The 23423-nt window shown below is 63.7% G+C and carries 22 protein-coding genes and 2 tRNA genes; 9 read left to right on the plus strand and 15 right to left on the minus strand.

What is annotated here, in order from left to right; all coding sequences use genetic code 11:
* Positions 1 to 62: 62 nt before the first annotated feature.
* The 6 genes from H351_RS16860 to H351_RS16885 all read right to left on the minus strand — a co-directional run bounded on the left by H351_RS16860 (position 63) and on the right by H351_RS16885 (position 6266).
* Positions 63 to 2246, minus strand: a complete 2184-nt coding sequence (locus H351_RS16860; protein WP_029255413.1) for a malate synthase G — start codon at positions 2244 to 2246, stop codon at positions 63 to 65.
* A gap of 152 nt (positions 2247 to 2398) precedes the next feature.
* On the minus strand, positions 2399 to 3649 hold the full coding sequence (locus H351_RS16865) for a saccharopine dehydrogenase family protein (protein ID WP_029255412.1): 1251 nt from the start codon (positions 3647 to 3649) through the stop codon (positions 2399 to 2401).
* A gap of 44 nt (positions 3650 to 3693) precedes the next feature.
* Positions 3694 to 4125 (minus strand): universal stress protein, encoded by a 432-nt coding sequence (locus H351_RS16870; RefSeq protein ID WP_029255411.1) that lies wholly within the window; start codon positions 4123 to 4125, stop codon positions 3694 to 3696.
* Positions 4126 to 4282: 157 nt separating this feature from the next.
* A complete protein-coding gene (locus H351_RS16875; RefSeq protein WP_003946151.1) occupies positions 4283 to 5824 on the minus strand; it encodes an SDR family NAD(P)-dependent oxidoreductase in 1542 nt (513 codons plus the stop codon).
* A 108-nt stretch (positions 5825 to 5932) separates the two neighbouring features.
* Positions 5933 to 6018: transfer RNA gene (locus H351_RS16880), tRNA-Leu, on the minus strand.
* Positions 6019 to 6180: 162 nt separating this feature from the next.
* Positions 6181 to 6266 (minus strand) — tRNA-Leu (locus H351_RS16885).
* Between the two features lie 118 nt (positions 6267 to 6384).
* On the opposite strand from H351_RS16885, the gene H351_RS16890 reads away from it, so the two are divergent.
* Positions 6385 to 7737 (plus strand): M20/M25/M40 family metallo-hydrolase, encoded by a 1353-nt coding sequence (locus tag H351_RS16890; RefSeq protein ID WP_003946170.1) that lies wholly within the window; start codon positions 6385 to 6387, stop codon positions 7735 to 7737.
* A 65-nt stretch (positions 7738 to 7802) separates the two neighbouring features.
* Positions 7803 to 8339, plus strand: a complete 537-nt coding sequence (locus H351_RS16895) for a YbhB/YbcL family Raf kinase inhibitor-like protein (RefSeq protein WP_029255410.1) — start codon at positions 7803 to 7805, stop codon at positions 8337 to 8339.
* Positions 8340 to 8397: 58 nt separating this feature from the next.
* On the opposite strand, the gene H351_RS16900 is transcribed toward H351_RS16895, so the two are convergent.
* From H351_RS16900 to H351_RS16910, 3 genes are all read right to left on the minus strand, one after another.
* Positions 8398 to 9468: a quinone-dependent dihydroorotate dehydrogenase gene (locus H351_RS16900; protein WP_029255409.1), complete on the minus strand. Its 1071-nt coding sequence runs from the start codon at positions 9466 to 9468 to the stop codon at positions 8398 to 8400.
* Positions 9469 to 9543: 75 nt separating this feature from the next.
* On the minus strand, positions 9544 to 9792 hold the full coding sequence (locus H351_RS16905; RefSeq protein WP_003946171.1) for a DUF5703 family protein: 249 nt from the start codon (positions 9790 to 9792) through the stop codon (positions 9544 to 9546).
* Positions 9792 to 10817 carry an NHL repeat-containing protein gene (locus H351_RS16910; protein ID WP_019748546.1) on the minus strand — a complete coding sequence of 342 codons (1026 nt, stop codon included), beginning with the start codon at positions 10815 to 10817 and terminating at the stop codon, positions 9792 to 9794. Before H351_RS16910 ends, H351_RS16905 begins: the two co-directional genes overlap by 1 nt.
* Positions 10818 to 11000: 183 nt before the next feature.
* Here H351_RS16910 and H351_RS16915 point away from each other — a divergent pair, with 183 nt between their 5' ends.
* Entirely contained in the window at positions 11001 to 11423 is a 423-nt protein-coding gene (locus H351_RS16915; protein ID WP_020969683.1) for a hypothetical protein, read from the plus strand.
* Here H351_RS16915 and H351_RS16920 read toward each other — a convergent pair.
* From H351_RS16920 to H351_RS16940, 5 genes are all read right to left on the minus strand, one after another.
* A complete protein-coding gene (locus H351_RS16920; RefSeq protein WP_029255408.1) occupies positions 11404 to 12267 on the minus strand; it encodes a heme ABC transporter ATP-binding protein in 864 nt (287 codons plus the stop codon). The genes H351_RS16915 and H351_RS16920 overlap by 20 nt on opposite strands.
* Positions 12264 to 13361 carry a FecCD family ABC transporter permease gene (locus H351_RS16925; RefSeq protein ID WP_019748543.1) on the minus strand — a complete coding sequence of 366 codons (1098 nt, stop codon included), beginning with the start codon at positions 13359 to 13361 and terminating at the stop codon, positions 12264 to 12266. The genes H351_RS16920 and H351_RS16925 overlap by 4 nt, the downstream gene beginning before the upstream one ends.
* 63 nt (positions 13362 to 13424) lie before the next feature.
* Complete coding sequence (locus H351_RS16930; protein ID WP_029255407.1) at positions 13425 to 14432, minus strand: heme/hemin ABC transporter substrate-binding protein; 1008 nt, start codon at positions 14430 to 14432, stop codon at positions 13425 to 13427.
* Positions 14429 to 15115: a biliverdin-producing heme oxygenase gene (locus H351_RS16935; protein WP_003946162.1), complete on the minus strand. Its 687-nt coding sequence runs from the start codon at positions 15113 to 15115 to the stop codon at positions 14429 to 14431. Before H351_RS16935 ends, H351_RS16930 begins: the two co-directional genes overlap by 4 nt.
* 92 nt (positions 15116 to 15207) lie before the next feature.
* Positions 15208 to 16143, minus strand: a complete 936-nt coding sequence (locus tag H351_RS16940; RefSeq protein WP_003946175.1) for an aldo/keto reductase — start codon at positions 16141 to 16143, stop codon at positions 15208 to 15210.
* 228 nt (positions 16144 to 16371) lie between these two features.
* Here H351_RS16940 and H351_RS16945 point away from each other — a divergent pair, with 228 nt between their 5' ends.
* From H351_RS16945 to H351_RS16960, 4 genes are read left to right on the plus strand one after another with little or no spacing between them, the layout of a single operon-like run.
* Positions 16372 to 17217 carry an undecaprenyl-diphosphate phosphatase gene (locus tag H351_RS16945; protein WP_019748539.1) on the plus strand — a complete coding sequence of 282 codons (846 nt, stop codon included), beginning with the start codon at positions 16372 to 16374 and terminating at the stop codon, positions 17215 to 17217.
* A 58-nt stretch (positions 17218 to 17275) separates the two neighbouring features.
* On the plus strand, positions 17276 to 17971 hold the full coding sequence (locus H351_RS16950) for a histidine phosphatase family protein (protein WP_029255406.1): 696 nt from the start codon (positions 17276 to 17278) through the stop codon (positions 17969 to 17971).
* Positions 17972 to 18026: 55 nt separating this feature from the next.
* Positions 18027 to 18626: a DUF3090 domain-containing protein gene (locus H351_RS16955; RefSeq protein WP_019748537.1), complete on the plus strand. Its 600-nt coding sequence runs from the start codon at positions 18027 to 18029 to the stop codon at positions 18624 to 18626.
* Between the two features lie 4 nt (positions 18627 to 18630).
* Positions 18631 to 19437 (plus strand): SCO1664 family protein, encoded by an 807-nt coding sequence (locus H351_RS16960; protein ID WP_029255405.1) that lies wholly within the window; start codon positions 18631 to 18633, stop codon positions 19435 to 19437.
* Here the strand turns inward: H351_RS16960 and H351_RS16965 are convergent.
* On the minus strand, positions 19434 to 19895 hold the full coding sequence (locus H351_RS16965; protein ID WP_003946187.1) for a MarR family winged helix-turn-helix transcriptional regulator: 462 nt from the start codon (positions 19893 to 19895) through the stop codon (positions 19434 to 19436). The genes H351_RS16960 and H351_RS16965 overlap by 4 nt on opposite strands.
* A 30-nt stretch (positions 19896 to 19925) precedes the next feature.
* On the opposite strand from H351_RS16965, the gene H351_RS16970 reads away from it, so the two are divergent.
* A complete protein-coding gene (locus H351_RS16970) occupies positions 19926 to 22115 on the plus strand; it encodes an MMPL family transporter (protein ID WP_244891364.1) in 2190 nt (729 codons plus the stop codon).
* 10 nt (positions 22116 to 22125) lie between these two features.
* A complete protein-coding gene (mshC, locus tag H351_RS16975; RefSeq protein WP_020969678.1) occupies positions 22126 to 23367 on the plus strand; it encodes a cysteine--1-D-myo-inosityl 2-amino-2-deoxy-alpha-D-glucopyranoside ligase in 1242 nt (413 codons plus the stop codon).
* Positions 23368 to 23423 lie beyond the last annotated feature (56 nt).

Below are 23423 nucleotides of genomic sequence, written 5' to 3' on the forward strand. Positions count from 1 at the left end.
CTCGACACCGGTAGCGGTGCCGAGGCTGTTCGGGTTCAGCTTCGAGTTCGAAGAAGGTGAAATCAGGCGTTGGCAGCCTTGTACTCGCGGCGGCGGCGATGCAGGATCGGCTCCGTGTATCCGCTGGGCTGCTTCGCGCCTTCGAGGATGAGTTCCTTGGCAGCCTGGAACGCGATGTTGGAATCGAAATCAGGTGCCATGTTGCGGTACTCGGCGTCGCCCTCGTTCTGACGGTCGACAACCGGGGCCATGCGCTCGAGTGCACTGACAACGTCGCTCTCGCTGACGATGCCGTGACGCAGCCAGTTGGCGAGCAGCTGGCTCGAGATGCGCAGGGTGGCGCGGTCCTCCATGAGCGCGACATCGTGGATGTCGGGAACCTTGGAGCAGCCGACACCCGCGTCGATCCAGCGGACGACGTAGCCGAGGATGGACTGGCAGTTGTTGTCGAGCTCTTCCTTCTTCTCCGCGTCCGTCCAGTCGGTGCTGGGAGCGAGCGGGATGGTCAGGATGTCGTCGACGCTCGCACGCGGCTTGCCCTTCAGGCTGTCCTGAACAGCGAACACGTCGACGCGGTGGTAGTGCGTCGCGTGCAGCGTTGCGCCGGTCGGCGAAGGAACCCACGCGGTGTTGGCGCCGGCCTTGGGGTGGCCGATCTTCTGCTCGAGCATGTCTGCCATCAGCTCGGTCATGGCCCACATGCCCTTGCCGATCTGCGCCTTGCCCTGCAGTCCGCAGGCCAGTCCGGTGTCGACGTTCCAGTCCTCGTACGCACCGATCCACTTCTGCTTCTTCATCTCGGCCTTGCGCACCATCGCGCCGGCTTCCATGGAGGTGTGGATCTCGTCGCCGGTGCGGTCGAGGAAGCCGGTGTTGATGAACACGACGCGGTCGACGGCTTCCTTGATGCAGGCAGCGAGGTTGACTGTCGTGCGACGCTCCTCGTCCATGATGCCGACCTTGAGCGTGTTCTCGGGAAGCCCGAGGACCTGCTCGACGCGGCCGAACAGTTCGGTGGTGAAGGCAACTTCCTCGGGGCCGTGCTGCTTGGGCTTGACGATGTAGATCGAGCCGGTGCGGCTGTTGTCGAGCGGGCCGTTGGCGTCACTGATCGAGAGGCCGTGCACTGCACAGGTGCTGGTGATCAAAGCGTCGAGAATGCCCTCGGGGACCTCGTTGCCGTCGGCATCGAGGATCGCGGGATTGGTCATGAGGTGACCGACGTTGCGGACGAACAGGAGCGAACGACCGTGCAGGCTGAGTTCGCTGCCGTCGACGGCGGTGTACTTACGGTCGCCGTTGAGCGTACGAGTGAAGGAACTGGCGCCCTTCTTGATCTCCTCGGACAGATCACCGCGATTGAGGCCCAACCAGTTCCGGTAACCGACAACCTTGTCGTCGGCGTCGACAGCGGCGACCGAGTCCTCGAAGTCCATGATGGTGGTGACGGCCGATTCGAGAACGACGTCCTTGACACCGGCGGCGTCGGTGCTGCCGATCGGGGAGGACGCGTCGATCTGGATCTCGGCGTGCAATCCGTTGTTGAGCAGCAGGATGCTCGTCGGTGCGTCCTTCTCGCCGAGGTAGCCGACGAACTTCTCCGGCTGGGCGAGGGTGGTGACCGTACCGTCTGCCAACGTGATCTTCAGTTCACTGCCGTCGATCACGTACTTGGTCGAATCTGCATGCGACCCCGACGCGAGAGGTGCTGCCGCGTCGAGGAATTCACGCGCCCAGGCGATGACCTTGTCGCCTCGGACCTTGTTGTAGCCGGAACCCTTCTCGGCGCCGTTCTCCTCCGAGATGGCGTTGGTGCCGTACAGCGCGTCGTACAACGAACCCCAGCGGGCGTTGGACGCGTTGAGAGCGAAGCGCGCGTTGAGGATCGGCACGACCAACTGCGGGCCGGCCGTCGAGGTGATCTCAGTGTCGACGTTCGCGGTGGTGACCGAGAACTCGGCAGGCGTCGGCAAGAGGTAGCCGATCTCCTGCAGGAACGCCTTGTATGCGGCAGCGTCGACGGGAGCGCCGGCATGATCGCGATGCCACTGATCGATCTGAGCCTGGAGATCGTCACGCTTGGCAAGCAAATCGCGGTTCTTCGGTGCGAGCTCGGTGATGACCTTGTCGGCGCCGGCCCAGAACGTCTCGGCGTCTACACCGGTGCCGGGAAGAGCCTCCTCGACCACGAAGTCGTAGAGAACCTTGGCAACCTGAAGACTGCCGACCTGAACGCGCTCAGTCATGAATAGCCTCACTTTTCCGAAAGCGGAGCACCACATATGGATGCCATGAACCAACATCAATGTTACCTGGGAGTATTCCCACCGCTGTCCGCGCCCTGAGCTGCGATAATCGGGCGCGAAGAGCTGAAACGATCAAGTGAAATTCGTTCTGTCTAGAGTTTGCGCGCGGAAATCTCGAAACCGGCCTTGCGTAGACGCTCGACCAGGACGTCGCCGAGCGCTGTCGATGGAGTCAAAACGCCGGTGGCCGGGGGGAGATCCTGTTGGTCCTTCGCCAATGACAACGCAGATTCGCCGAGCATTACCGCCGTCGCGCTGTATCCCGGGTCGCCCTTCGCCTTCACTCGTGAGGTGTATCGAGCGCCGGTCGTGGTCATGGTGAACACATCGAGCGTGAAGTGCCCCTTCCTCTGGGTGCTCTCGCTCGGGCCCTCGCCGGGCGCAGGCAATACCTTGTCGAGAAGGAAACGCGTCGGAGGTAGAGCGAGTCCGGCGACCAGCGCGCCGAGGCCGACTGCGACACCGCCCGCGATTACCGGTGACACCACCGATGAGCCGACGCTCATCACCTCGCTGTACTTGAACTTCTTGCCGTACGCCCACTCTCGTAGCGCATTGCTGCGACGGACGACTCGTGTGTTGTACGACGCCATCACGAACGGTGCCTTCCAACCCTTCAACGAAGGATCGATCTTCTTGCCGTCGACCACGCTCACGTCGCTCTGTCGTCCGAGGTCAGGCTCGCGGTCACGATCGGGGCTCAATGAATACGGCGAGGCCGCGAGTTTCCTTAGGCGCGCATCGTCTTTCGACACGTCGATCTGATTGCGAAGCGAATCGATCGTGCCACCGCTCACTCCGCCGCGCAGCGCCGTGACCACCAGCGTTGTGTCGGTGAGCTCACCGGCGCCGTCGGCAGTGACCTTCTCGTGGAGGACGTGAACTCCGAGATCGGAAGGGATGGAATCGAATCCGCAGGAATGGACGATCTTTGCGCCGGTCGAGACCGCCAGCTCATGGTTGGCGTCGATGCTCTCGCGGTGGAACAGCACCTCACCGGTGAGGTCAACGTAATGAGTTCCGGCGGAGGCGCATTCGTGAACAAGGGTGTGACCGTACTTGGCGTACGGGCCGACCGTGGTGGCGACGACCCGAGTTCGCTGCGCGAGCGCTTTCAATGCGGTGGCGTCGTCGGCGTCGGCGATGATCAGGGGGAGATCGGCAGCGGCGGTACCCAGATCGGCGCGAGTGGCTGCCAACTTCTCGAGGGAGCGGCCACCGAGGCCGATCTTCGTGCCTTCGGGAGCGTGTTTGACGAGGTAGTCGGCGAGTAGCTTTCCGACGAAGCCGCTCGCTCCGTAGACGATGATGTCGAGTTCTCGGGCGGGCGAGGTTCCAGTCATGGAGCCAGCCTACAAACGCGCACTCGAAAGTGATGTGACCGAGGTCACTCGGCGGGGAGGGGTTCCTTGACGACGAGGATCGGAGCCTCCACTTCGAGCAGGAGACGCTGCAGCGGGCGTTCGAGGAGGAACTTGCCGATGGGGGACATCCGGCGTGTTCCGACGATCAGGAGCTCGACACCCGCGCCGTGGACCAGGTTCACGAGCGCGGTCACCGGATCGCCGTCGTGCTCGGTGGTGCGCAGATCCCACTTCGTCTCCGAGAATCCACCGGCGTCGAGCGCTGACTGAATCTCGCCGCGAAGAGCGGCCCGATCGTCCTCGGTGTCTCCGGTGTCGGCCGTGTCCCCGATGTTGACATCGTCCAGGACGTGCAGAACCAGCAGTTCCTCGCTTCGACCCACGGATTCCCGTGCGGCGGCCACGATTGCGGCGCGGCCTTCCGGGCTGTCCTTGTGTACGACGGCGATCGTCATGGTTCCTCCGAGTCGGTGAGCAGGTTCGCAGTCCATTATCGCCTGCAATGCTGTGCCCTACCTGAATTGAGCTACTCGACACGGGGGTTTGGCGGTGACGAGATCGCCACATCGGGGCGCCTAGGTGCTGCCTGTCACCACTGCGGGGTGCCGCCCATCACCACGGCGAGGGTTTGTAATCCTTGAGGAAGCAGCCGTGCAGGTCGACGCCCAACTCGCCCTGAACGATTGGGTCGTAGACGCGGGCTGCACCGTCGACAAGGTCGAGCGGCGCGTGGAAACCTTCGTCGGCCAACCGCATCTTGGTGAAGTGCGGGCGTTCGTCGGTGATCCAGCCGGTGTCGACGGCGGTCATGAGGATGCCGTCGTCGAGCATTTCCTTGGAGCTGGTGCGGGTCAGCATGTTCAGTGCTGCCTTGGCCATGTTGGTGTGCGGGTGGCCAGGGCCCTTGTACGCGCGGCTGAACTGGCCTTCCATGGCGGAGACATTCACGACGTACTTGCGTCGCGCAGCTGCCGCGGCCATCGACGGGCGCAGGCGTGAAACGAGGATGAAGGGCGCGACCGAGTTGCAGAGCTGGACTTCGAGAAGCTCGATCGGATCGACCTCCTCGACGGTCTGGACCCAACTGTTGGTGTGCGCGAGGTCCGGCAGCAGCCCGCCGGCGTCGATGGCGATGCCCTGCTCGATGCGATCGGGTGAAGCCGACTTGGCGACGAGTGCGAGCGAACTGACCGCGTCGGCGGACAGATTTCCGGAGGTGATGCTTGCGACGTCCGACAGCGATCCGGCCAGAGCCGCGGGGTGGGCGTCGCTCGTCTTGCCGAAGGTCAGGACATCAGGGAGTTCACCGGCGGGCAGTGCTCCGGACTCGGCGTCAACCAGAGCGCCGTAGGCACCGGGGGAGCGTCGGACGGTCTGCGCGGCGTTGTTGATGAGGATGTCGAGCGGACCCTGTGCGGCAACGGAATCCGCGAGTGCAACAACCTGGGCGGGGTCGCGGAGGTCGATGCCGACGATGCGCAGACGGTGAATCCAGTCGTTGCTGTCTTCCATCGCCTTGAATCGGCGGATCGCGTCGTTGGGGAATCGCGTCGTGATGGTCAGATGTGCGCCGTCACGCAGCAGGCGCAGCGCGATGTACATACCGATCTTCGCGCGGCCGCCGGTCAGAAGTGCGCGTCGGCCGGTCAGATCAGTGCTCGCATCACGTTTGCTGCGGCTGGTGGCAGCGCACTCGGGGCACAGTTGGTGGTAGAAGGCGTCGACTGCGGTGTAGCGCTGCTTGCAGATGTAGCACGGTCGCGCCTTGATGAGCGTGCCGGCGGAAGCGCCGGCGGTGTTCGACTTGATCGGAATGCCCGCGGTCTCGTCGTCGATGCGATCGGGTGAACCTGTGGCAGTCGCGGCGACTACTTGGCGGTCCGCTTCGTTGACGGCTGCGCGCGAGGCGAGGCGGCGCTTCTTCTTGAGTCGCTTGAACAGATGGCCGACAGCGCGCTGCATGGTGATCGAATCGGGATGCTCGTCGTCGAGTTCGGCGGCTTCGGAAAGGACCTTCAGGCAGATTTCGAGTTCTGCGGGGTCGAGTCCGGTGAGTTCGGCTCGAGCAGATTCTGAATCGGCTGTTTCCAGCGAATCTGCCTGCAGTGCATCCGACTTCTTGGTGTCTGTATCCACTTCGAACTTCTGTTCCATCTCGATCGCCGCTCGCGCGGACTGTTCCCTGGTGCGGGAACTTCGCCAATTACGAGAAAAGCTCCGGTTCGATGAACCGGAGCTTTTCCTGTCTGTCTCAACACAGAGTGTCCGAGGGGGGACTTGAACCCCCACGTCCGTTAATAGGACACTAGCACCTCAAGCTAGCGCGTCTGCCATTCCGCCACTCGGACTCGGCCCCGATTTCTCGGTGCTGGGAAAGAGTATCCGATGCCATCGCCAGGTCCCAAATCGCCCCACTGCTGTGCGCCTTTATTAATCGCCGGGGGTTAATAAAGGCGCACAGCAAAAAGACCCCAACCTGATCAGGCTGGGGTCTTTTTGCTGTATTCGAGTGTCCGAGGGGGGACTTGAACCCCCACGTCCGTTAATAGGACACTAGCACCTCAAGCTAGCGCGTCTGCCATTCCGCCACTCGGACTCGGCCCCGATTTCTCGGTGCTGGGAAAGAATATCCGATTAGGTGAGCTGCCCCAAATCGCCAGGTTGCGGGGCATTCCGGTCGCCCGCGTCGTTTGATTCGATGGTAGGAAAGTGGAATGACCACAACCCCGAATAATCCGAATCCGAGCAGAGCCGAAGCAGAAGTAGTCGAACTGGTCAGTTCTCTCATCCGCTTCGACACCTCGAACACGGGAGAACTCGAAACCACCAAGGGTGAGCGTGCGTGCGCGGAGTGGGTTGCCGCGCAGCTTCAAGAAGTCGGCTACGAGACGGAATACGTCGAGTCCGGTGCACCCGGACGCGGGAACGTCTTTGCCCGCTTGAAGGGAGCTGAGTCGGGTCGAGGCGCATTGATGCTTCACGGTCACCTCGACGTCGTTCCGGCCGAGCCCGCCGACTGGAGCGTCCATCCCTTTGCCGGCACCGTCCAGGACGGTTACGTCTGGGGGCGCGGAGCCGTGGATATGAAGGACATGGTCGGGATGATCTTGGCCCTCGCCAGGCAGTTCAAGGCGGAAGGCGTCGTACCGCCGCGTGATCTGGTGTTCGCCTTCGTGGCGGACGAGGAAGCGGGCGGCAAGTACGGATGCCAGTGGCTGGTCGAGCACCGCCCGGATCTGTTCGAGGGAGTGACCGAAGCCGTCGGTGAGGTGGGCGGTTTCTCGCTGACGGTTCCGCGGCCGGACGGAACCGACCGCAGGCTCTACCTCGTGGAGACTGCGGAAAAGGGCCTCGGTTGGATGCGTCTGACGGCCAAGGGACGCGCCGGGCACGGCTCCTTCCTCCACGACGACAACGCAGTCGCGACACTCGCCGGCGCGGTCTCGAGACTCGCTGCTCATCAGTTCCCGATCGTGATCTCGGATTCGGTTGCCGAGTTCCTCACCGCCGTCGGCGAAGAGACCGGATTGGACTTCGATCCAGGATCACCCGACATCGACGGGACTCTCGCGAAGTTGGGGACGATCGCCAACATCATCGGGGCGACCTTCCGTGACACGGCGAACCCGACGATGCTCAAGGCCGGATACAAGGCGAACGTCATTCCGCAGACTGCCGAGGCAGTCTTCGACTGCCGCGTGCTGCCGGGACGGCAGGCTGAATTCGAGCGCACGGTGGACCAGCTGATCGGCCCCGACGTGACCCGCGAGTGGATCACCAAGCTCGATTCGTACGAAACAACATTCGACGGCCACCTCGTAGACGCCATGAACGAGGCGATCCTCGCCCATGATCCGGAGGCTCGCACAGTTCCGTACATGCTCTCCGGCGGAACCGACGCGAAGGCATTCGCGAAACTGGGCATTCGCTGCTTCGGCTTCGCGCCGTTGCAGTTGCCGCCCGAGCTCGATTTCAGTGCGCTGTTCCACGGCGTCGACGAGCGAGTTCCGGTGGACGCACTACTGTTCGGGACACGTGTTCTGGAACATTTCCTGCTCAATTCCTGACGAGCACGTAGATAGATCCGTGAGCTCGACGCACATCGAGCTCTCTTGTCACAGAAAGGATTCGCATGGCGCACGATCCGTACGAACCATTGCCGAAGTTGCCGAGTTTCGAGCTGACCAGTGACGACATCACTGCGGGCCAGCCGCTGAAGCTTGCTCAGGCCAGTGGAGCCTTCGGAGTTCCCGGTGGCGAAGACATCTCACCGCAGCTCTCGTGGTCCGGCTTTCCGGCCGAGACGAAGAGCTTCGTGGTGACGGTGTTCGATCCGGACGCACCGACGGCGTCAGGATTCTGGCACTGGGCCGTGGCGAACATCCCCGCTTCCGTCACCCAACTCCCGGCCGGTGCCGGCGCGGCGGACAGCGATGTCCTGCCCGCCGGAACCGTCACCCTCCGCCACGACGGTGGCGGGTTCGGTTTCATCGGCGCAGGCCCGCCTCCCGGGCACGGTCCGCATCGCTACATCGTGGCGGTGCATGCCCTCGACGTGGAGACGCTCGACGGAGTCACCCCTGACTCGTCGCCGGCGTTCCTCGGTTTCAACGTGTTCCATCACGCGATTGCGCGTGCAACCCTGACCGGGACGTTCGAGGTCGAATAGTCACTTTGCTGTGCGCCTTTATTAACCGCGGGCGGTTAATAAAGGCGCACAGCAGTTTCTAGCGAGGGTTCTCAGCTCCCACAGCCTGGGCGATCGACGAGAAGCCGGCTGCGCGGACGCGCTTGGCTATGCCCTTGTGGATGCTGCGAGCCCAGAACGGTCCGCCGTAGATGAAGCCGGTGTACCCCTGCACCAGCGTCGCGCCGGCGAGGATGCGTTCCCACGCCTGGTCGGCTGTCTCGATACCGCCGACCGAGATGATGGTCAGCTTGTCGCCGACTCGGGCGTACAGGCGCCGGAGCACCTCGAGCGAGCGGTCGGCCACCGGTGCACCCGACAGCCCGCCAGCGCCGAGTGCAGCTACCTCGGCATCCGGGGTCTTCAAACCGTCGCGGCGGATCGTGGTGTTGGTCGCGACGATTCCGGCAAGCCCGAGTTCGACTGCCAGATCGGCGACAGCGTCGACGTCCTCGTCCGAGAGATCGGGCGCGATCTTCACCAGTACCGGCACGCTGACGGTTTCGAGCACGGCCTGCAGGATCGGGCGCAGAGATTCGACGGCCTGCAGATCACGGAGTCCGGGTGTGTTCGGCGAGCTGACATTCACGACCATGAAGTCGGCCAGCGGACCCAGAAGCTGGGCGCTGGCCGTGTAGTCGGCAGCGGCGTCGGCAGCTTCGACGATCTTGGTCTTGCCGATGTTGGCACCGATCGGCACCGTGACGCGGCGCTGTCGCAGGAAATTCGCCGCGTGACCAGCGCCGTGGTTGTTGAAGCCCATTCGGTTGATCAGAGCGCGGTCGGCCGGAAGTCGGAAGAGACGTGGCGCGGGATTACCGGGCTGAGCTTGGGCTGTCACTGTTCCGACCTCGGCGAAACCGAAGCCCAACGGGCCCCAGGCGTCGACTCCGGTGGCGTCCTTGTCGAATCCTGCGGCCAGGCCGAGAGGTGCCGGGAACGTCAGACCGAAAGCCTGACTGCGCAGAACCGGGTCTTCGACGACAAGGACTCTTGCGACCAGCCAGCGAAGGGGAGCGAACCGTGTCACCAGTTTCATCGCGGTGAAGGCAATGTGGTGGATGCGTTCCGGTGGGACCCGGAACATCAGGCTCAGCAGCAGTTGGTACACGATTCTCCAGCTCTTCGATGGTGTGATTTTGTCAGCGGTTTCGATAGCGGCGGGTTCTGGTCGTCTGTTGAACGATCAGTGCTGAATGCCGTCCGGATCGGTCACGTGCAGCGGCGTCTTCTTTCGCTTGAGGAGCACGCGACGACTGCCGTCGGGGTAGAGACGGACTCGGGAGAGTTCCCACCCGCCGAACTCGGCGGAGATCGCCAGGCGCATCGACGCCGTGACCCGCGAAACGTTCGGCGGTAGCCGGAGCGGCACATAGTCGAACTTGTCGTCCGACGTCTCCCACTGCGCGGGGATCCCGCGCGTACGCTTTTCCATCAGTTCTCCCGTGACGGGATGACCTGCAGCCCGTCACCGGTTGCCGATCCGACGATCAGATTGCCGTTGGAAGAGTCTACGGCCAACGAATTCGGCTGTCGCACCGTCTTGAACCGTCCGGTCTCCACGGGGATGCCGGACGACAGATCGAAGCCGACCACTTCGTTGGTCGCGGTCAGTGTCACCCACACCCGATCCGCGGTCTCGTCGTAGGCGACGGCGTATGGCGACTCGCCGACGGGGTAGCGCTGGTGCATCAGGAGCGGATCGGCCGTGAAGACGAGCAGTTCGTTGCCGGTGGTGTCGGTGACAAGGATGCGTCCGAAGCGATCGGTGGCCAGATGAGTTGCGCCCTCACCGGCGCGAAGAGCGACGCCGAGTTTGCCGTCTTCGAGATTGATCGCCGTCAGCGAGGTCTGACGGTGATCGAGGGCGCTCAGGTTGTCGCCGGTCACCGCAAGTTCGTCGACGGATGCAAACCCCGAAACCGTCTGTGACTGATCGGTCTTCGGGTCGACGATGTGAACTGAACCATTGTCCGTGCCGATCGCGATGCGGCCGTCGGTCAGCTCGACCGCGGAGTTCGCCTGGCCGTCGACCGGTATGGACGTCTGTTCACCCGATGTCAGATTCAGCTTCACTACCTGGCGATCCATCGCCAGCAGAGCGCTACCGTCGGAGCCGATCGAAACGTCGCGTACGTCTGAATCCAGAGCTATCGGACGACCTGCGGAGGCGGGGTCGGCGCCGGCCAAACTGTCCGAAGGAACGACCAGCACCGATCGTGGGTCGTTGGCAACCAGAACAGCGCTGCGCGTGATCGGGTCGAATGTGATGGAATCGATCAGACCTGAATACGGGTGAACCACGCCGTCCGGGGTGCTGGTGGTGGCCGGTGAGACCGCTGCAGTAGCGGGATCGATCGTGATGAGGTCGTCTCCGCCATCTCCGGAAGAACATCCTGTGACCAGCAGAACCGCCGCCCCCATTGCTGCTGCAGTGGTGCGGATCCCTAGGCGAGCCATGTGTAGTTCCTCTTTTTCTTGTCATCTGTTCTTCACGCAGTGCGACTGTCATCGATCATCCCTGATCGCAGTCGGGCGCCGTTCATCGCGTCGAGGAACTACCGACCATTCCGCTCACACCCTTGACGCGATACCGTACGAACAGCGGTTGCGGTTGACGCTGCAATCACCGAGGAGATCATTGTGATTCCCACAGAACCCACCGATTCCGGCGCACAGCCGCCCGAACCGGCGCGGCCGGGCTTCGAGATCGAGGACCTCACCGTCGGCGCTCATGCACACGGTTTCGGCAGGTCCGACGGTCGAACTTTCGCGTTCCGCGTACGCAAGAGCGTGCTGTTCGTCGAGGTTTACGGCGAATACTGCGAGCACAGTGTGCCGACCCCTTCGGACGTTGTCGCCACGGCGGAGCGATCGGTCACCGACATCGATCTGACCGACGAGCGAAGCATCGCCGGTGTGGTGCGCGACGCAGTTCTCTCGACCGAGACTGATTGGTCACATCCGGACGTCGGTGACGGCGTTCGTCAGGGCGAGGGTCGCAGCCTGCCGACGGTGAGAGCAGTCCTGAACAGGCTGGGATCGATCATCGATTCTGTTCGGTGAATTCTCGGCGCGGGATAACCAGCGTTGCTCCGGTTGTCGGATGCGGGAACACCTCGACCGGATAACCATAGACGCGGGTCAGAAGCCCTTCGTGTAGCACCGATTCCGGGGGACCGTCGGCGGCGATGCGTCCATTCTCGAGTACGACGATTCGGTCGGCATACGCCGCTGCCAACGCGAGATCGTGCAAAACGACGACGACGGCATCGCCGTCCGCAGCGCGAGCGCGCGCCACGGACATCACCGCTTCCTGGTGTCCGAGATCGAGTGCTGCAGTCGGCTCGTCCAGCAGGATGGTCGACGTTTCCTGTGCCAGTACCCGGGCAAGAGCGACCCGCGCCTGCTCGCCACCGGACAGCACGGCGAACGGCCGATTGGCGAACCCCTCGACATCGCAGGTCTTCATCGCCGCGGTGATAGCAGCGCCGTCGCGGTCTTCTCGGCGCGTTCCGGCCCATGGCGCACGTCCCATGCGAACGACCTGGCGAGCGCTGAACGAAAATCCGATCGTGTGTTTCTGGGGGAGAACCGCGCGTCGGCGCGCCATGTCGATCGGCGCCCACTGAGTGAGGTCGGTGCCTTCGACGTCCACCCGCCCAGCGATGACGGGCTGATCACCGGCCAACGCCGCAAGAAGAGTCGACTTACCGGCGCCGTTCGGTCCGACGAGGACGACGAGCTCGCCTGCCCGGACTTCGATGGATACGCCTTCGAGAATGTGTCGACCACCGCGTTCGACGGTGATGTCGCGCGCTTCGAGGGTGACATCACCGACGCCAGGGCTTTCCGGTTCGGGGGTGACGCGGCCGAACAGTTCGCGCCAGTTTCTTACGAGGCTGCTCATGCCCACCCGCCCTGTTGCGCGCGTGTTCGTCGGAGAAGCCAGAAGAAGAAGGGGCCGCCAACCAGAGCGGTCAGCATTCCGAGGGGCAGGTCTGCGTTGTCGATCAGCGACCGCGAGCCGAGATCTGCGACAAGCAGAACCAGTGCGCCGGCAAGGGCGCTCGCCGGAATCAGCGCGCGGTGGCCGGGGCCGACAAGAATGCGCATCAGGTGCGGAACGATCAGTCCGACGAAGAGGATGATGCCGGTGAAGGCAACACTCGCCGAGACCAGGAGAGCGACGATCAGAACCGCGAACTGGCGCAGCCGTTCGACGTTGACACCCAGGTGACGAGCTGCATGTTCACCGAGTGCGAGAAGGTCCAGACGCGGAGCGATCATGACCGTCGCGGCAATTCCGACAACGGTCATCGGCGCCACGATCATGACGGCATTCCACGACGCTCCGTTGAGTGAGCCGAGTTGCCAGAACACGATCTGATCGCGAGCGGACGGGCTGGCGACGAAGGTGAAGAACGCGATGAGTCCGCCGGCGAACGCATTGATCGCGACGCCGGTCAGCACCAATGTCACTACTTCGGTTCGGCCTTCGTGGCGCGCAAGCAGGTAGACCGCCGCGGTGGTGAACAGCCCGGCGACGAACGCTGCCGCAGCAACGGCCCAGCCGGCCACGAACGTGCCGCCGACGACGATGACAGCGCTCGCGCCAACTGCAGCGCCCGCGGACACTCCGATCACCCCGGGCTCCGCGAGTGGATTGGAGAACACACCCTGCAGGAGCGCACCGGAACATCCCAGCGCCGCGCCGACACAGATGGCGAGCACGACGCGGGGGAAGCGAACCTCCCACAAAGTCACTTCACCGCTGGGATGGGCGGGCATCGGACCGAGATCGATCCCGATGCGGTGCAGGATGCTGCCCAAAACCTCGAGAGGCGATGTCGGAACTTGACCGATGCACGCCGACAGCACTGCGACGATCACCAGGGCGAGAGTCAAGCTGACCAGAACCGCACTCACCCGCGACCGCGACGCGGGGCCAGACGCCGACTTGTCGGCGCCCCCGACATCGTGTGAATCCTCGGCTGCGGACACAGACTTACCTGCTTCGGAACTACCTGTTTCTGTACTCACGAATCAGCACTCACAAATCTTTGCTCACGATCCACCGGGCTCGTAGATCGCTTCGGCGAGTGCCGCCATGACGCGTCCGGTGTTCGGCCCGAAGCTGAGCAGGACACCGTCCTCCATGTCGACTACTCGTTTGTTCTTTCCGGCCGGCGTCTGAGCGATGCCAGGGACCTTTTCGAGGCCGTCGATTCCGCCGATCGATGCCAATCCGTCCGTCATCATCAGCAGGGCGTCAGGCGCTGCGGCGATGAGCGCTTCGCTGGTGATGGGTACGAACTGTTGTGTGATGCCCGAGGCGGTACCCGCATCTGTGGCGCCGAGGGCCTCGATCAAGGAATCGGCACCCGAACCTTCACCGCCGATCATGGTGATGGCCGATCCGCGCATGTAGAGGAACGCGATCTTCAGTGGATCGCCGTCGTTGGGAACCAGATCGCGCGCAGCAGCGATCTCCGATTCGGTTCGATCGATCAGCGCTGCGCCCTGGGCCGGAACGCCGAGCGCGTCGGCGACTGCTTGGATCTGCCCCGGCACACCGTCGAGGGTTCGGGTCGGGTCGAAGAACACCACGGGAACACCGGCGGCGCGCAACTGATCCTGGACGCTCTTGGGCCCGATGCTCGTGTCAGTGAGAACCACGGTGGGATTCAAATCGAGGATGGCTTCGGTATTGAGCGATTGGCCGCCGACCGTGACAACCGGTACGTCCGCGACCGCGGGGAACTTGGCGGCGGTGTCGCGGCCGACAAGGTTGTCACCGAGGCCGAGCGCCACCGTTGTCGTTGCGAGCGTCCCGTAGCGGTCGGCCGCAACGATCCGGCTGTTGTCGGTGATGGTCACGTCGACGCCGTCGAAGCTCTTCACCGTCACGGGCAGCGTTGCGGTCGGGTTGTCGGACACGGGAACCGGGCTGGAATCTTCGAGTACTGCGGTCCGGGCACCCTGAGATGTCGTGGAGTTGTCGCTGGATCCGCAAGCCACCAGACCGAAACCGGCTGCTGCGACCAGTGCCGCCGCGGCCAAGCGCTTCATCATTTGACGAGGTAGCTCTCGATGTCGCCTTCGAGGTCGGCGAACAGGTCACCGTTGAGGCGGTACGCCAGATTCACCTCGTCGATGAAACGCTGCTGTTCTTCGGCCGGAATCTGCAGCGCATCCAGATTCGAGCGGTAGTCGTCCTTGAAAGGCTTCGGCTTGGGGATGCCTTCGAAGATGTAGAAGCGAAGTCCGTCGGTCTCGAATCCGTAGGCGCGCTCGAGCATCCGGCGGATGATCTGTCCGCCCGAGAGGTCACCCATGTATCGCAGGTAGTGATGTGCGACGAAGCCGGCGGGCCAGTCGAACGCCACTTCCTTCAGGCGGGCGATGTAACGCTCGGTTGCCGGCAAGGCCACGAGTTCGTCGCGCCAGTTCGGTCCGCCGAGGAACTCGAGATCGGCTTCGAGCGAAGCCACCCGCAACAGATCCTCGGACAGGAACGGAGCGACCAACTCGTTGTCGGCGTGTGTGCGGCCGGCCTCTTCGAGGCTCGTGTAGACGAGGTACGTCTGTCCCAGAAGAGCGGCGTAGCCAGCCGTGGTCAGCTCACCGCCGAGAAGCGCGCCTACGAATCGGGACTGCTCCGTCTCGCGGTGTGCTGCGTCCGTCTCGGTCTTGATTCGTTCGGAGAAGGCGGGGCCTGCGTCTGCGGAAAGGCTGTCTACGTCGAGCGTGGTCATTGATTCTCCTGAGGCTGTAGTCAAGCGTTGCCTACTAGGTTAGCCTGCCCTCGCCAACACGATACCTTCGGTATTTCGATCAGCGGGACAGATCAAGCGCTCACATCGTCGAGAGCCGCGGCAATCGCTTTCGGAAGTTCCAATTCTTCGGTTGCCAGTACTCCTGTCAACTGGGCGAGATCCCGCGTGCCGACGACGGCGCTGGCCACCCCGGCGCGATCGCGCGCCCAGGCCAGTGCCACCGCCAGTGGGGAAGTACCCAGACCGTCGGCGGCGGTAACGACGGCGTCGACCACCCGGATCGAGGAATCGGTCAGATAACTCTGCACATCCTGCGAATGTGCTTCGTCGGCGCCGCGGGAATCGACGGGAATGCCGTCGCGGTACTTGCCGGTCAGAACACCGCCCGCCAGGGGTACTGCGGCGAACACTCCGACGCCGTGGTGGGCCGCCGCTGCGAACAATTCTTCCTCGACGCCGCGCGCGAGCAACGAGTACTCGGCCTGCGTCGCGGCGAGTGTTGTTGCGCCACCGGCTCCGACGGCCGTCGCGAGCTGCCAGCCGAGGTAGCCGCGCACGCCCACATACCGCACCTTGCCGCTCGAGACCGCGTAGTCGAGGGTTGCTGCAACCTCGTCGACGGGCGTGAGCGGATCCCAGGTTGCGACCTGCCACATGTCGAGGAAGTCGGTTCCGAGTTCACGAAGAGTCGCGTCGAGCTGGCGGAGCAATCCGCGCCGCGAGCAGTCGACGCGGTCGGTGCCGATCGGAGTGGGATCGATGCCGGCGCTCGAGCTGATGATGAGTTCGTCACGTGGAACGACGTCGTCGAGCAACTCGGCGAGGATCCGTTGCGCCGCACCGGCGCCGTATGCGGGCGAGGTGTCGACCAAGGTTCCGCCGGCCTCGGCGAATGCGAGCAGCTGCGCCGCAGCCTCGTCGCCGTCCGTGTCGCGTCCCCATGTCAGTGTGCCGAGCCCAAGTCGCGAGACCCGAAGTCCGCTCGTTCCGACAGATCTGTGCTTCATAACCGCCTGCATCTCGCGCCCGACTCGTGTGCGCAAGTGCGGCACCCGAGAGATCTCACCACGTGCAGACTAGTAGGCGCTCGCCTCGAGTCGGGGTATTCGGACACGGACGTGCCGGGCGCGGCGCGGCGCCGTGGGCCCCGGTAGCGTGGCGCCGGTGAAACGTGAACCCGACACACGAAACCTGTGTGCAGTAACCCCATTCGAATCAGCCGGGATCGGTGAGTGATGGGCGAAGCGATGACCTGGCTCCAGGCCGTGATCCTGGGCCTCGTGCAGGGATTGACCGAGTTCCTGCCCATCTCGTCTTCCGGACATTTGCGAATCGTGTCGGAGATATTCTTCGGCAGTGACGCCGGTGCGTCGTTCACCGCGGTGACGCAGCTCGGCACCGAACTGGCTGTGTTGATCTACTTCGCGCGCGACATCGTGAGGATCATCACTGCCTGGTTCCGGGGTGTGTTCAATGCCGAGCACCGGGGCGATCTCGATTACCGGATGGGCTGGTACGTCATCATCGGTACCATTCCGGTCGGCATCCTCGGGTTTCTGTTCAAAGACCAGATCCGTACCGGCGCACGCAATCTGTGGCTGATTGCCACGATGTTGATCGTGTTCGCGCTCGTCATCGCCGCTGCCGAGTACTACGGACGCAAGACGCGCCCGATCGAATCGCTCACAGCGCGCGACGGCATCATCATGGGTTCGGCTCAGGCGCTAGCGCTCATCCCGGGTGTCTCACGTTCGGGTGGCACGATCAGTGCCGGTCTTTTCCTCGGACTCACCCGCGAGGCCGCGGCCCGTTACTCGTTCCTGCTGGCGATCCCGGCGGTTCTCGCCTCCGGTTTGTTCAGCCTCCCGGATGCCTTCGAGCCGGCCGGTGAGGGTCTGAACGCGAGCGGTCCGCAGTTGCTGGTGGCAACCGTCATCGCTTTCGCGGTCGGTTACGCAGCGATCGCCTGGCTGCTTCGATTTGTTGTCGATCACTCCATGTACTGGTTCGTCGGATACAGAATCGCTCTCGGCGTAGTCGTCCTTGCGCTGCTGGCCACAGGGGTCGTGTCCGCGACATAGAGCCCGTTTCGACGTCGACCACCCGTCCGTGCGGCCACCGCCCCATTAGGGTTGTGGAATGACAGTTGTCCTACTGCGGCACGGGCGGTCGACGTCCAACACTGCCCATACCCTGGCCGGTCGAACGCCGGGTGTGGAACTCGACGACCACGGCCGGAAACAGGCCGAAGGCGTCGTCGATCGGCTGGTCGGTCTGGACATCGCGGAGATCGTCCGCTCGCCGCTGTTGCGGTGCGAGCAGACGGTCGGCCCCATTGCCGTCGACCGTGATCTGACGCCGGTGGTCGAGGATCGCCTCATCGAGGTCGATTACGGCGACTGGACGGGTCGCCCGCTCAAGGAGCTGTTGGAAGAACCGCTCTGGAAAGTGGTGCAGCGCCACGCTTCCGGCGCAGTCTTTCCCGGCGGTGAAGGGCTGGCCCAGGTACAGGCGCGAGCCGTTGCCGCGGTCAGAGAGCACGATGCACGGCTGGCCGAAGAGCACGGCAAGGACGTCGTCTGGATCGCCTGCACACACGGTGACGTCATCAAATCGGTTCTCGCCGACGCGTTTGCGATGCACCTCGATTCGTTCCAGCGGATCGTCGCCGAGCCGGCCTCGGTCAGCGTGATTCGCTACACGGCCACACTGCCGTTCGTTCTTCGAGTCAACGACACCGGAGACGTTCTCGCAGCGATCAGTGCAGCGAAGGCCGCGACCAACGGTTCGGCTCCCGCGCAGGAGTCCGTCCCCGGTGGAGAGGTCGGTGCGTGAGCTGTGACGGATAATGGGTATTCAGTGATGTTCTGCTCGAACTCGAGGAGGTGCAATGTCGCGCGCGATTCACGTATTTCGCACTCCTGACCGATTTGTCGCAGGAACGGTGGGCGAGCCCGGTGACAGGTCTTTCTATCTCCAAGCCGTGCACGATTCACGGGTGGTGAGTGTGCTGCTCGAGAAGCAGCAGGTTCAGGTCCTCGCCGATCGCATGGGCCTTCTCCTCGAAGAGGTACATCGACGCTTCGGAACCGAGGTTCCGCCGCAGGCCGACGATGTCTCCGATCTCAGCCCGCTGGTCACACCGCTCGACGCGGAGTTCCGGGTCGGCACGATGGGGCTCGGTTGGGATGCCGATGCCGGCGCGGTCGTCGTGGAGTTGCTTGCCGTCAGCGAGACGGAGTTCGACGAATCGGTTGTCCTCGACGACGCCGACGACGGTCCGGACGCGGTCCGTGTGTTCCTGACCCCGGAGCAAGCGCGCGAATTCTCGCTGCGGTCCGAACGCGTCATCGCGGCGGGACGCGCGCCATGCCCTCTGTGTGGTGAGCCGCTGGCGCCCGAGGGGCACGTGTGCATCCGAACCAACGGATACCGGCGCGGCGAGTCCTTCGGTTTTGCGATCGACGACGCAGACGACGACGAGGTCTGACGTCGTGTCCGAACCTGGAGTGCCGGACGTTCTGCTCGAGGGTGATCTGACCCTGATCGGCCAGATCACCACGGCAAGCAACGCCACGCTGGTGTGCGAGTCGACTCTGGGGGAGCAGTCCACCCGTGTGGTCTACAAACCGGTGCGGGGTGAACGCCCACTGTGGGATTTCCCGGACGGCACACTGGCCGGGCGTGAGGTTGCGTCGTACCGCGTGTCCGAGGCGCTGGGCTGGGGAGTGATTCCGCGAACAGTGTTGCGGGACGGCCCTTTCGGACCAGGCATGGTGCAGCGCTGGATTGACACCGTCGATCGCCGCGCGGATGGATCTGGCGGACTCGAGATGGTCGACCTGTGCAGTCCCGGCAATGTTCCGCCAGGGTGGTTCGAGGTCCTGCAGGCCTTCGACTCGGAGGGCGAACCAGTCTCTCTGATCCATGCGGACGATCCACGGCTGCAGCGAATGGCCGTTCTGGACGTCCTCATCAACAACGCCGACCGCAAAGGTGGTCACGCCCTCGAAGGCGTCGACGGGTCGGTGTACGGCGTTGACCACGGAATCTGTCTTCATTCGGAGAACAAGCTGCGGACCGTGTTGTGGGGGTGGGCCGGGCAGCCCGTACCCGGTGCTTTGATCGCCGACGTCGCCGAATTCGCGACAACTCTCGATGGAGATCTCCGGGACGAGTTGTCCGAACTGATCACCGAAGAGGAAATCGTGGCCTTGGCGGTCCGGGCGATGCAGTTCGCCGAGTCCGCGGTAATGCCCGAACCGAACGGCCATCGAACGATTCCCTGGCCGGCTTTCTAGTCTCGAGACGTTTCCTGCTGTTCGCGAGTTGCCGTCTTCAATCCGGGTGAGCGAACCAATCGCAGTAGTTGTTCGCGCAGCGCGGCGACGTCCCCGACGCCGACGGTCAACGCCGCATCTTCCTTCTCGAGCGTCAGTAGTCGCTCGTACGTCAGTCTTCCGGCGTCGGTTATCGCGATCACGCGCCGACGCTCGTCCCGCGGATCGGTGTCACGCGTGACGTAACCCGCTCGTTCGAGACGGTCGATCGTGCGGCTCATCGTCTGATCGGTGACGCGGGCGTTCTTCGCGATGTCGCGTTGAGACGCCGCCCCACCGGCGATCGAGTGGAGCACGATCAGGCCCGCGTGCGTCATGTCCTGAGACCGCAGAACCTTCTCCCACGAGTGCTCTACCAGCCGCGCAGCGGTGGACAACAGCCGGCCGGTTGGCCAGTCGTCCAGGCCGTCGCTGCTCATGTTTTTGCCTTCCGTTTGCAATTACTCAGCATGCTGAACAAAATAGTCGGCAAGTCCTCTCTGCTGCCGATCCCTGGAGACCCAGTGAGCACACCAGTACAAAATCGTCCTGTTCGTCGCCTTCGATGGATTGTGCCAGCTCTCCTCGTCATCGGCTGGCTGGCAATCGGAGGATTCGGCGGCCCGTTCGCCGGAAAGCTCAGCACGGTGCAGCAGAACGACAACACGTCGTTCCTGCCGGCGTCGGCCGAAGCCACCGAAGTGGCAAAGCTTCAAGAGAGCTTCACGGACACCCGCTTCGTGCCGGCCATCGTCGTGGCGGAACGACCAGGTGGCCTCGAGCCCACCGACTCCACCTTCCTGTCCCAGACCGTCGATTCGTTTGTCGGTACCGAGGGATTCGGTGACGCGTCATCGCCGCCGATCCCGTCGGCCGACGGCCAGGCGTTGCAGATGTTCCTGCCGGTCGACAGCACCCTCGAGGTCAAGGACAGCGTGAAAGCGCTGCGCGCGGCGCTGGAGTCGAGCCCTGACGGACTGACAGTCAAGGTCACCGGCCCCGCTGGGCAGGTTGCGGATCTGTCGGCAGCATTCGCCGGTATCGACGGACTGCTGTTGTTGGTAGCCGGATCCGTCGTGATCCTGATCCTGATCATCGTCTACCGGAGTCCGATCCTGCCGTTCGTGGTGATCTTTTCGGCGATCTTCGCACTCGGATTGTCGAGCTTGCTCGTGTATCTGCTCGCCGACGCGGACGTCATCGCACTGAACGGTCAGAGCCAGGGCATCCTGTTCATCCTCGTGTTCGGTGCCGCCACCGACTACGCGCTGCTTCTGGTCTCTCGCTACCGGGAAGAATTGCGGATCGAGAAGGACAAGTACGCAGCAATGCGGACTGCGTGGCGCGCGACGCTCGAACCCGTCGCGGCGTCTGCCGGAACGGTCATCGCGGGCGTTCTGTGCCTGTTGCTCTCCGACCTGAACTCGAACCGCGGACTCGGTCCGGTGGCCGCCATCGGTATCGCCGCGTCCTTCCTCGCATCGATGACGTTCCTACCCGCTGTCCTCGTTCTGTTCGGGCGGACTGCGTACTGGCCGACCAAGCCGAAGTTCGACGCCGACCGCGAGCACCACGACGAGGCGAACGATCACCGGTTCTGGGCCGGGCTCGCTGCTCGAATCGGACGGCACCCGCGCCGCTTCTGGGTGGCGTCGACGCTGGTGCTTGTGATCTTCGCGCTGATGATGCCGCAGTTCAAAGCCAGCGGTGTCTCTTCGTCCGACATCTTCTTGCTCGACGTCGATTCGGTTGCAGGCCAGGAGATTCTCGGCGAGCACTTCGACGCGGGTTCGGGTTCCCCGGCCGTGGTCATCGCGAATGCGGATCAGGTGGACGCCGTCGCGGCAGCCAGTCGCGTGGAGGGCGTCAGCGACGTAAGCGTCGTACAGAACGGGGGAGTCCCTCTGGTTGTCGACGGACGAGTCTCACTGCAGGCGACGTTGACTGACGCTGCCGACTCACTCGAGGCCGAAGACACCATCGTGCGACTACGTGATGCAGTTCACTCCGTGGACGGCGCCGACGCGTTGGTCGGTGGCGTCACTGCGACCGACCTCGACACGAAGACCACCTCGACACGGGACCGGACACTCATCATTCCCGTGGTGATCATCGTGGTGTTCGTGATTCTCTCCCTGTTGCTGCGTTCGCTTCTCGCACCGCTGCTTCTCATGGGCACCGTTGTGCTCTCGTTTGCTGCGACACTGGGCATTTCGTCGCTGGTGTTCGACCACGTCTTCGGGTTCCCCGGCGCGGATCCGGTGGTCCCGCTGTTTGCGTTCGTGTTCCTGGTGGCTCTGGGAATCGACTACAACATCTTCCTCATGACGAGGGTGCGTGAGGAAGCGCTGAAGATCGGCACTCGGGCGGGTGCGCTGCGGGGACTCACCGTGACCGGCGGGGTGATCACGTCTGCCGGAGTTGTTCTGGCAGCAACCTTCTCGGCGTTGGCGGTGATCCCGCTGTTGTTCCTCGCGCAGATCGCGTTCATCGTGGCGTTCGGTGTCCTGCTCGACGCTCTGATCGTCCGATCCTTGCTGGTCCCGGCCCTGACCTACGACATCGGTCAGAAGATCTGGTGGCCGAGCAAGCTCGCGTCGACGCCCGAACCGGAGCAGGATCAGCCAGCACCTTCCCAGCCTCAGAGCAGTCTCCACTAGGCTCGGCAGCATGCAGTCTTGGTCCGATACCGCACTCCCGTCCGTTCCCGGTCAGGGGCCGCCGTTGCGGCTGTACGACACAGCCGACCGTCAGGTTCGCCCCGTCACCCCGGGCAAGAAAGCGACGATGTACGTCTGCGGCATCACCCCGTACGACGCCACCCACCTCGGTCACGCCGCCACCTACCTCACGTTCGACCTCGTGAACCGCATCTGGCGCGACGCCGGACACGACGTCCATTACGTCCAGAACGTGACCGACGTGGACGACCCGCTGTTCGAGCGGGCCAATCGCGACGGCGAGGACTGGATCGTCCTCGGCATGCGTGAGACCGCGCTCTTCCGGGAGGACATGGAAGCGCTGCGCGTGCTTCCGCCGAAGGACTACATCGGGGCCGTCGAATCGGTGAACGAAGTAGTCGAGTTGGTGGAGAAATTCGTAGCGTCCGGCGCCGCGTACATCGTCGACGACGCGGAGTTCCCCGACGTCTACTTCCGCGCCGACGCGACCGAGCAGTTCGGCTACGAGTCGGGCTACGACCGCGCGACGATGGAGAAGTTCTTTGCCGAACGCGGCGGAGATCCCGATCGCGTCGGAAAGCGCAATCCGCTCGACGCTCTTGTCTGGCGGGCGGAGCGTCCGGGCGAGCCTTCGTGGCCCTCACCCTTCGGACCGGGGCGCCCCGGTTGGCACATCGAGTGCGCGGCCATTGCTCTCAACCGCATCGGCTCCGGCTTCGACGTCCAGGGCGGTGGCAGCGACCTGATCTTCCCGCACCACGAGTTCTCGGCAGCACATGCCGAATCGGCAACGGGGGATCGCCGTTTCGCGCGGCACTACGTGCACACCGGCATGATCGGCCTCGACGGCGAGAAGATGTCGAAGAGTCGCGGAAACCTCGTCTTCGTCTCGAAACTGCGCGGTGAAGGGGTCGATCCCGCAGCAATTCGTCTCGGATTGCTTTCCGGCCACTACCGCCAGGATCGCGCGTGGACCGATCAGGTCCTCGAGGATGCTCAGTCGCGTCTGAAGGTATGGCGCGAGGCAGCGGCTCTCGATTCCGCGCCGTCAGCCACCGACACTGTTGCGCGGTTGCGTCAGCATTTGGCCGACGATCTCGACACCCCGAAGGCGCTCGACGCGCTCGACGGTTGGGCACGCCGCGCCATCGAGGGCGGCGGATCCGACACGCAGGCACCCGGCGAGTTCGCCGATGCCGTCGACGCCCTGCTGGGTATTTCGCTTCGCTGAATCCCTGCTGTGCGCCTTTATTAACCGCGGGCGGTTAATAAAGGCGCACAGCAGTT

The organism is Rhodococcus erythropolis R138 (assembly GCF_000696675.2).
GTDB classification, from domain to species: Bacteria; Actinomycetota; Actinomycetes; order Mycobacteriales; family Mycobacteriaceae; genus Rhodococcus_F; species Rhodococcus_F erythropolis.

Coding starts and splice junctions, on each gene's coding strand:
- H351_RS16860 (WP_029255413.1), bottom strand. CDS start 2,246: ATGACTGAGCGCGTTCAGGTCGGCAGTCTTCAGGTTGCCAAGGTTCTC.
- H351_RS16865 (WP_029255412.1), bottom strand. CDS start 3,649: ATGACTGGAACCTCGCCCGCCCGAGAACTCGACATCATCGTCTACGGA.
- H351_RS16870 (WP_029255411.1), bottom strand. CDS start 4,125: ATGACGATCGCCGTCGTACACAAGGACAGCCCGGAAGGCCGCGCCGCA.
- H351_RS16875 (WP_003946151.1), bottom strand. CDS start 5,824: ATGGAACAGAAGTTCGAAGTGGATACAGACACCAAGAAGTCGGATGCA.
- H351_RS16890 (WP_003946170.1), top strand. CDS start 6,385: ATGACCACAACCCCGAATAATCCGAATCCGAGCAGAGCCGAAGCAGAA.
- H351_RS16895 (WP_029255410.1), top strand. CDS start 7,803: ATGGCGCACGATCCGTACGAACCATTGCCGAAGTTGCCGAGTTTCGAG.
- H351_RS16905 (WP_003946171.1), bottom strand. CDS start 9,792: ATGGAAAAGCGTACGCGCGGGATCCCCGCGCAGTGGGAGACGTCGGAC.
- H351_RS16910 (WP_019748546.1), bottom strand. CDS start 10,817: ATGGCTCGCCTAGGGATCCGCACCACTGCAGCAGCAATGGGGGCGGCG.
- H351_RS16920 (WP_029255408.1), bottom strand. CDS start 12,267: ATGAGCAGCCTCGTAAGAAACTGGCGCGAACTGTTCGGCCGCGTCACC.
- H351_RS16930 (WP_029255407.1), bottom strand. CDS start 14,432: ATGATGAAGCGCTTGGCCGCGGCGGCACTGGTCGCAGCAGCCGGTTTC.
- H351_RS16935 (WP_003946162.1), bottom strand. CDS start 15,115: ATGACCACGCTCGACGTAGACAGCCTTTCCGCAGACGCAGGCCCCGCC.
- H351_RS16940 (WP_003946175.1), bottom strand. CDS start 16,143: ATGAAGCACAGATCTGTCGGAACGAGCGGACTTCGGGTCTCGCGACTT.
- H351_RS16945 (WP_019748539.1), top strand. CDS start 16,372: ATGGGCGAAGCGATGACCTGGCTCCAGGCCGTGATCCTGGGCCTCGTG.
- H351_RS16950 (WP_029255406.1), top strand. CDS start 17,276: ATGACAGTTGTCCTACTGCGGCACGGGCGGTCGACGTCCAACACTGCC.
- H351_RS16955 (WP_019748537.1), top strand. CDS start 18,027: ATGTCGCGCGCGATTCACGTATTTCGCACTCCTGACCGATTTGTCGCA.
- H351_RS16965 (WP_003946187.1), bottom strand. CDS start 19,895: ATGAGCAGCGACGGCCTGGACGACTGGCCAACCGGCCGGCTGTTGTCC.
- H351_RS16970 (WP_244891364.1), top strand. CDS start 19,926: ATGCTGAACAAAATAGTCGGCAAGTCCTCTCTGCTGCCGATCCCTGGA.
- mshC (WP_020969678.1), top strand. CDS start 22,126: ATGCAGTCTTGGTCCGATACCGCACTCCCGTCCGTTCCCGGTCAGGGG.